5 protein-coding genes and 1 pseudogene are annotated in these 6,117 nt (G+C 48.9%); all 6 read left to right on the top strand.

Going from position 1 to position 6,117, the window contains the following annotated elements; genetic code table 11:
- Nucleotides 1–123 precede the first annotated feature (123 nt).
- The 6 genes and pseudogenes from umuD (at nt 124) to DFP77_RS19110 (ending at nt 5,861) form a co-directional block, all read left to right on the top strand.
- Complete coding sequence (gene umuD, locus DFP77_RS19135; RefSeq protein WP_114413773.1) at nt 124–570, top strand: translesion error-prone DNA polymerase V autoproteolytic subunit; 447 nt, start codon at nt 124–126, stop codon at nt 568–570.
- Nucleotides 570–680: pseudogene (locus tag DFP77_RS20060) on the top strand (Y-family DNA polymerase); the annotation flags it as partial. The gene umuD and the pseudogene DFP77_RS20060, both read left to right, overlap by 1 nt.
- A 119-nt stretch (nt 681–799) precedes the next feature.
- Nucleotides 800–1,957 carry a tyrosine-type recombinase/integrase gene (locus DFP77_RS19125; RefSeq protein ID WP_072842282.1) on the top strand — a complete coding sequence of 386 codons (1,158 nt, stop codon included), beginning with the start codon at nt 800–802 and terminating at the stop codon, nt 1,955–1,957.
- 10 nt (nt 1,958–1,967) lie between these two features.
- Entirely contained in the window at nt 1,968–3,578 is a 1,611-nt protein-coding gene (locus DFP77_RS19120) for a hypothetical protein (RefSeq protein WP_072842284.1), read from the top strand.
- On the top strand, nt 3,575–5,419 hold the full coding sequence (locus tag DFP77_RS19610; RefSeq protein ID WP_175550807.1) for a tyrosine-type recombinase/integrase: 1,845 nt from the start codon (nt 3,575–3,577) through the stop codon (nt 5,417–5,419). Before DFP77_RS19120 ends, DFP77_RS19610 begins: the two co-directional genes overlap by 4 nt.
- Nucleotides 5,409–5,861 carry a TetR family transcriptional regulator gene (locus DFP77_RS19110; protein WP_175550808.1) on the top strand — a complete coding sequence of 151 codons (453 nt, stop codon included), beginning with the start codon at nt 5,409–5,411 and terminating at the stop codon, nt 5,859–5,861. Before DFP77_RS19610 ends, DFP77_RS19110 begins: the two co-directional genes overlap by 11 nt.
- The last annotated feature ends 256 nt before the right edge of the window (nt 5,862–6,117 follow it).

Genomic DNA, 6,117 nt, shown 5'->3' with positions numbered 1-6,117 from the left:
CAATTTTTAGGGTAATCAATACCCGCTTTGAGTGAAGAAGATTTTTTGTTCATCACTATATATTGACATTGGTTGCTCTAAATGGATAGCCCTTATATCTATACAGTATTTTGGTGTTTTATTATGCGTGTGACGTATCTTGGTGTGTCTGAGTCGGTGGCGTTTATCGCGGCCAATAGCGTACGAATTCCTTTGTATGTGGATTCGGTGTCGGCGGGATTTCCTTCGCCTGCTCAGGACTTTGTTGAAAAATCCTTGGACTTAAATGAGTTTTGTGTCGCTCACCCGAACGCGACGTTTTATGTGCGTGCGCAAGGGGATTCGATGATCGATGTGGGCATTTATTCGGGTGATGTGTTGGTAGTAGATCGTTCGTTAACCGCACGCCATGGGGATATTGTGATTGCCTGTATTCATGGGATAATGACGGTGAAGACGTTGGAGCTTCAGCCACATGTGTTGCTTCGACCGAAGAATAAAGCCTATAAGGCGATTCTGATTACCGAAGAGTCCGAATTGGAAATCTTTGGTGTTGTCACGGGCGTGGTTCGTAAGTACGAGCGCGGTTGATGAAGACGGTTTTTGCCTTGGTCGATTGCAATAATTTTTATGCCAGTTGTGAGAAGTTATTCCGGCCGGATTTAAAACACACGTCTGTTGTAGTTCTGTCAAATAACGATCTGCGGGGTGGAAATCGTTAGTAAATCCTGTAGAGTCCGCGCCACCTTCTGAACCCCTCTGGAACAGCAGTTTCCAGGCTTCATAAGGTAATCCTTTGGAAGTGGTTTAGGGCAGCGGCATGAGGTTGGTATTCGCAACAAAAGACCTAGCATTAGCAGGTCGTTCATTTGAAGGTTTTCCGTTGCTGATTGGGTCAGAAGGGTGGCCAGTCGAGCCAGCTCAATCCTTCCTTTGGCACACGCTCATCGAGTCAGGTGAGTCCCTAAGCGATTTGACTTGGGAAGCCTATGGACGGCGTTTGTACGATTACTTCGCCTTCCTGGAAGCAAATGGATTGGCCTGGAACGAGGAAGTCCCGGCCCACGGTCTGAGCGTTCTGTCGAGGTACAGGGATTGGTCGAGCGGAGAATTAACACTTGACCCCGGCACGGTGAACAATCGCCTAGCCTTGATCGTGAGGTTCTACCGATGGGCTAAGCAGCGCAACCTGATAACCGTGCTGCCCTTCGGTGAGAAAAGGGTAAGAGCTGCCCAACATTCCGGTCTTCTCAGTCATATCGCTCGGCCCGGAGCCGAGAGCACGAAAGTTTCGGTGATGGTTCGCGACCGAAAGCGCTTGACCAAATTCCTGACCAAAGATCAAGTCAAGGTATGCCTTGCCCTCGATACCGATCCAAGCCACCAGATATTGTTCCACCTCATGGTGCGTACTGGCCTTCGCTCCTGTGAAGCGAGGTCTTTTCCTCTCAAATATGTGTTCAACCCTAGGTTAAAGAAGGGACTACGCCCAGGGCAAATGATTAGCGTTGCTCTTGATCCTTCAGACATGCATATCAAGTACGACCGGCCTAGAACTATTGACGTGCCATGGTCGCTGATGGAGAGCATGTGGTCATATTCCCTTCACCAGCGAGAGGTTCGTAAGTCCAATGGCGATGGAAGTGTTACCGCGCTGCTGCTGACTAATGAAGGCAGGCATTATTCAAAAGATTCCGTAGTGGACGTTATGAAGTCCTATGAACGAAAGTGTGGCTTTTATGTTCGGGCCCATATGCTACGCCACACTTATGGGACTTATACCCTGCTTGCTCTTCGGAAAAGCAAAGAATTTGAAGGTGAGCCGCTGTTGTATGTCAGAGACAGGTTGGGGCATTCAGATATTCAAACAACGATGATTTACTTGCATCTTATCAATCAGCTTGAGGCTCAATCCGTTCTAGCGCATGAGGACGAAATTGACATGATGTTCATGGCTGGCTCCAATAAGCGCACCTGAGGTAATTACGTTGGCTCGGCAAAAGAACTATAAGGCGTCCTTGCAAACCGTCACGAAAGGATTTGAGGCTGTCGAGGACAGCATCAAGATTGATTTACCTAGGAACCCAAGAAACCATAGACAGCTCGACCACACTCAATATTTAGGCCTTGGCTTCGATGCGTGGGCAATTCAAAGTATTCATGTGATCAGGACGTTGCTGCAAGGAGGCAATTTTTCCGTGGCCACATTGATTGGCTACTCTGTAAATGGATTGAGGTTTTTCCTTGGTTTTCTGGGGGGCGGGGCAATAAAGTCTCCACCCGCAACACCAAACAGCCTGACCAAACGCCACATGGAGCGTTTTATCTCCTGGCTTAAACTAAAGTATCCTAACGGTTCAACTGCCAAGAATTACTATACCAGCTTTAAGTCATTGGTCATTGTGCTAGCTGATTATGGGTTCATTGAAACCAATACTGATGATCTTTTGCCGCCTAATCCATTTCCTAACAATGCGCAAAGCACGAAGGACGCAGACCCGCTTTCCATGGGAGAAATGCAGAGGCTGCTGGGGGCGTTGAAGTCTGACCTTATAGCTATCCATAAGGGCACATTTATCGGTAACGGAGCTGAGGCAATGTCGGTGATGTTACTGATCACGGCGGCAAGATCCGGCATCAACACTACGCCACTTTTAGAAATGACTAGAGACGCCCTCAAGCCTCATCCGTTTGTGCCAAATCTAAGATTGATAAATACAATCAAGCGTAGAGGAAAAGGTGCGCAGAGCAAGACGATACGGCAAACTAATCTGATAGATGAGTTCAGCACTATTCCGCTCGATGGTGTTGCAGTTTTGAATAAGGCTCTCGAAATCAGCAAGCCTCTTGTCGCCCTTGCATCCGAAGAAATTCGTTCACATGTATGGTTGTACCGCTCAGGGCAACGAGGTGGCGAGAACAAAATTGTTTACCTTAAATCTGGTGCTTTATACATTTCAACTAAAAGCATCTGTGAGCGTCATGCCCTCCAGGACGATCAGGGTGATCGTCTGCACGTAACGCTTAGTCGGCTGCGAAAAACTATGGAGAGCCGTTTGTGGAAGTTGAGCGGTGGTGACATCCTGGAGGTTTCCTCCGTCATGGGCCATAGTCCCGGTGTCGCAGATAACCACTATCTGAAAATCAACGATGAGATCAAGGTCGAAGGCGCGACATTTGTTGGCGAGGCCTTTCCGGACAAGCTTCGCGGCATCAACGTCACACCAACCCCACCGGGCGGTTGCAAGGATAGCCTCTACGGTAGCCGGGCACCGAAAGATGGCGTAAATCATTGCTCTGAGTTCATTCACTGTCTAGGTTGCCCTAGCTATGCGATTGTGGGGACGGTTGAGGATTTATATCGTTTATTTAGCTATCAGCAATTCCTGTATGCGGAAATTGAATATTTCCTTACTGATGAGTGGGACGAATGGCGTAAACGTCAGCTTGACTATATCCGGCTGATAAATGAGTTCACCTCGCGAAAATTTGATGTCGCGTTGGTAAATGAAGCCAAGGCCAAAGCTGAATCTGCTCCGCACCTGTTCTGGGCAAAAAAGATTGAGTTTATGAAAAAGAAACGGAGCGGGTCGATTTGAATATCAGAAGTTCTAATGCAGCATTGAAAGCATATGATGTCCTTATCGCACAGCCGGTTACGGCTAACGGCCTGAGCCCAGAAGAGCGCGATGCTATTGTGATCAGTGCAATCATCAATGAGAAAGGCGAGACATTAGTCCTTAGCCGGTTTGGTGATGCACAATGGGATTTACGTCCGTTTTTTGATCAGGCCAATGTTTCCGAGTCTTATAAATTCATCGCCTGGGACATGAGCATGCCTCCGGCTTTGATAGATGACTGTAAAGCGGTTGCTTATGCTTGGTTTAAAAGAGGTCTTCCCCGCTCCAAGCCTCCAATCGCACGCGGCATTACTACTTTCGCTGTCGCAAGCGTTATGCCGTTCGTTCGGTGGCTAAACAGTCTCGGTGTTTCAAGGTTTGCGGATGTCCGTCCTCTTCATATTAGTAACTATGTTCACCATTGCAAAGAGGAATTGAAGTTAAGGCCGCTTCCTCTGTATGGACGCTTACGAGTGATTGATTTCTTATGGGTGTTTTCTGCCGATACGATATTTCCTCTTCAACGTTATCCGTGGGGTGATGCGTCGCTATGGCGAGTCTGTGGGATTGGCAAAATCAAAGGCGCTGACGCTGCCGGTAAGAATGTAGGGCGGACAGATATCATACCTCCCGGCGAACAATCCAAAATTTTTAATTATTGTGAAGAGATTGTTCGACAGGCCAGAGATGAATTGGCTGTCAGCGGCATTGGCTACCATCCTAGCGATGATCGAATCTCTATTCGTGTCCGGGATGCTGTGTTGTACATAGTCTCAATTACTAGCGGCATGCGTAATGACGAAGCCATTGGTATTGAGGTTGGTGCATGGCGCAGAGAATTCAAGAATGGGGTCGTATTTTGCTGGGTATCTACCATTGAACATAAAACTGGCAAGGGGCGCGTAGAATATCTTGTGCCTGAGTTGACTTTGGGCGCGCTGGATCTTTTGGCCAAATATTCGGTTACTATCAGAAATGAATTGGAACAAGAGATTAGAAGGCTCGCAAGAACGACTCATCCAAGCAACCCCGCAGAGCATCTTTTAAGGTTAGAGAAAGCGCAAAAGGACTCAAAGAAACTATTTTTGGGGCGGCACGCAAATGGAGGCAAGCTCAAAGAGAAACATGTTGAGGCGCTCAGTGGTCAGGGTTCTAACGAGGCATTTGTAAGAATCGCTAAAGCCGCTGGAAGCGACTGGCAACTGAGAACACACCAGTGCAGACGGACATATGCAAGGTGTTTCGTAGAGTCTCGAATGGGGCGCACTTCACTGATCTGGCTTAAATGGCAGTTCAAACACAGCAGTATGAGCATGACCCAACTTTATGCGTCCAATCCACAGCAAGATCTGACTCTATTTGATGAGATTTTGCAGCAGATGACGGAGTTCAAAATTGACCTGATCGAATCATGGCTCGATGATCAACCACTGGCAGGTGGAGCAGGCGAAAAGATTGTGGAATTGCGGGCAATTCCAATCAAGAACAGGGCCGCTTTGCTCGCGCAGACGGCCCCGCATGCCAACATTCGTGCGACTGGACACGGCTGGTGCATTGCAACGGAGCGGGGCTGCGGAGGCGCAGGCCTATACGAGGCCACACGGTGCCCAGGGTGCAAAAATTCGGTGATCGATGAATTCTTCGCTGGCACCTGGCAGGACATTTATATCCAACAGCAAGAGCTTATCAAAATCGATGACGTTGGCCCTGCCGTGAGGCAGCGAGCAGAGCGCGACTTGCAAGTCGCACTGGACGTCATCACTAGCTTGGGTCTCTCTCCCATAAACGACGATACGAACCGGGCTGTAAATGATGAGTAAATCCACTGATGATCAGGCCCCTGCTCGTTCAAGATCGAAGACCCTAAATTCGCTTGATAAGGTCATCGATAGTCTTGTCGCAGGTAACGAAAAGCTTTCCATCGCTGCGGTTGCCCGAGCAGCAGGTGTTACGCCCGGTCTCATCCACAATACATACCCAGCGGTGGCAGAGAAAATTCGCAATCTCATGGGCAAGTCGGTACGCGCCCAGCGAGATTCGAAGCACCAGGCGCTGATGCATGAGAAGGAGAAGAACAGGGCACTCCGTGCGGAAAACGATCAGCTATTAGAGGAGCTTGCCCGAATTGCCTCTGTAAACCAGCGTTTGCTGTTCGAAATGGCTAAGTTGAAAACAGTCGCCGGCGGAAAGGTTGTGGCTTTAACTCCGAAGCACGAGGGACACGTCCCGGTCGCAACGTGTCCCGACCCTATTTCGCATTGATTTGATCCATCACCTGCATGACTTTCTGCGAGGCGCCGGGCTGCACACTGGCAAACAGATCAGGGGTGTACTCGCTTGGCTGGCATGTACGTATTCGCCTCCCGACCAACGCTCAAGTCAAATCGAAGCATTGCTGTCGCATAACTGGCATGCCGCGAGTTAAACGGGTATACGGATTTAATGGTTGATGGGGCACCTTCACCCCATCAATCTGATACCACCCTCAGATGGTTGATAGATCGACTCCGTAGTTGAG

Origin of the sequence: Marinomonas foliarum (assembly GCF_003337275.1) — a bacterium.
GTDB lineage: Bacteria > Pseudomonadota > Gammaproteobacteria > Pseudomonadales > Marinomonadaceae > Marinomonas > Marinomonas foliarum.
Note: the sequence above shows the minus strand (reverse complement) of the source record. Positions and strands in the feature narration are given on the sequence as shown.

Excerpts from the sequence above, each read along its gene's own strand:
- DFP77_RS19110 (WP_175550808.1), top strand. The coding sequence starts at position 5,409 with ATGATGAGTAAATCCACTGATGATCAGGCCCCTGCTCGTTCAAGATCG.
- DFP77_RS19125 (WP_072842282.1), top strand. The coding sequence starts at position 800 with ATGAGGTTGGTATTCGCAACAAAAGACCTAGCATTAGCAGGTCGTTCA.
- umuD (WP_114413773.1), top strand. The coding sequence starts at position 124 with ATGCGTGTGACGTATCTTGGTGTGTCTGAGTCGGTGGCGTTTATCGCG.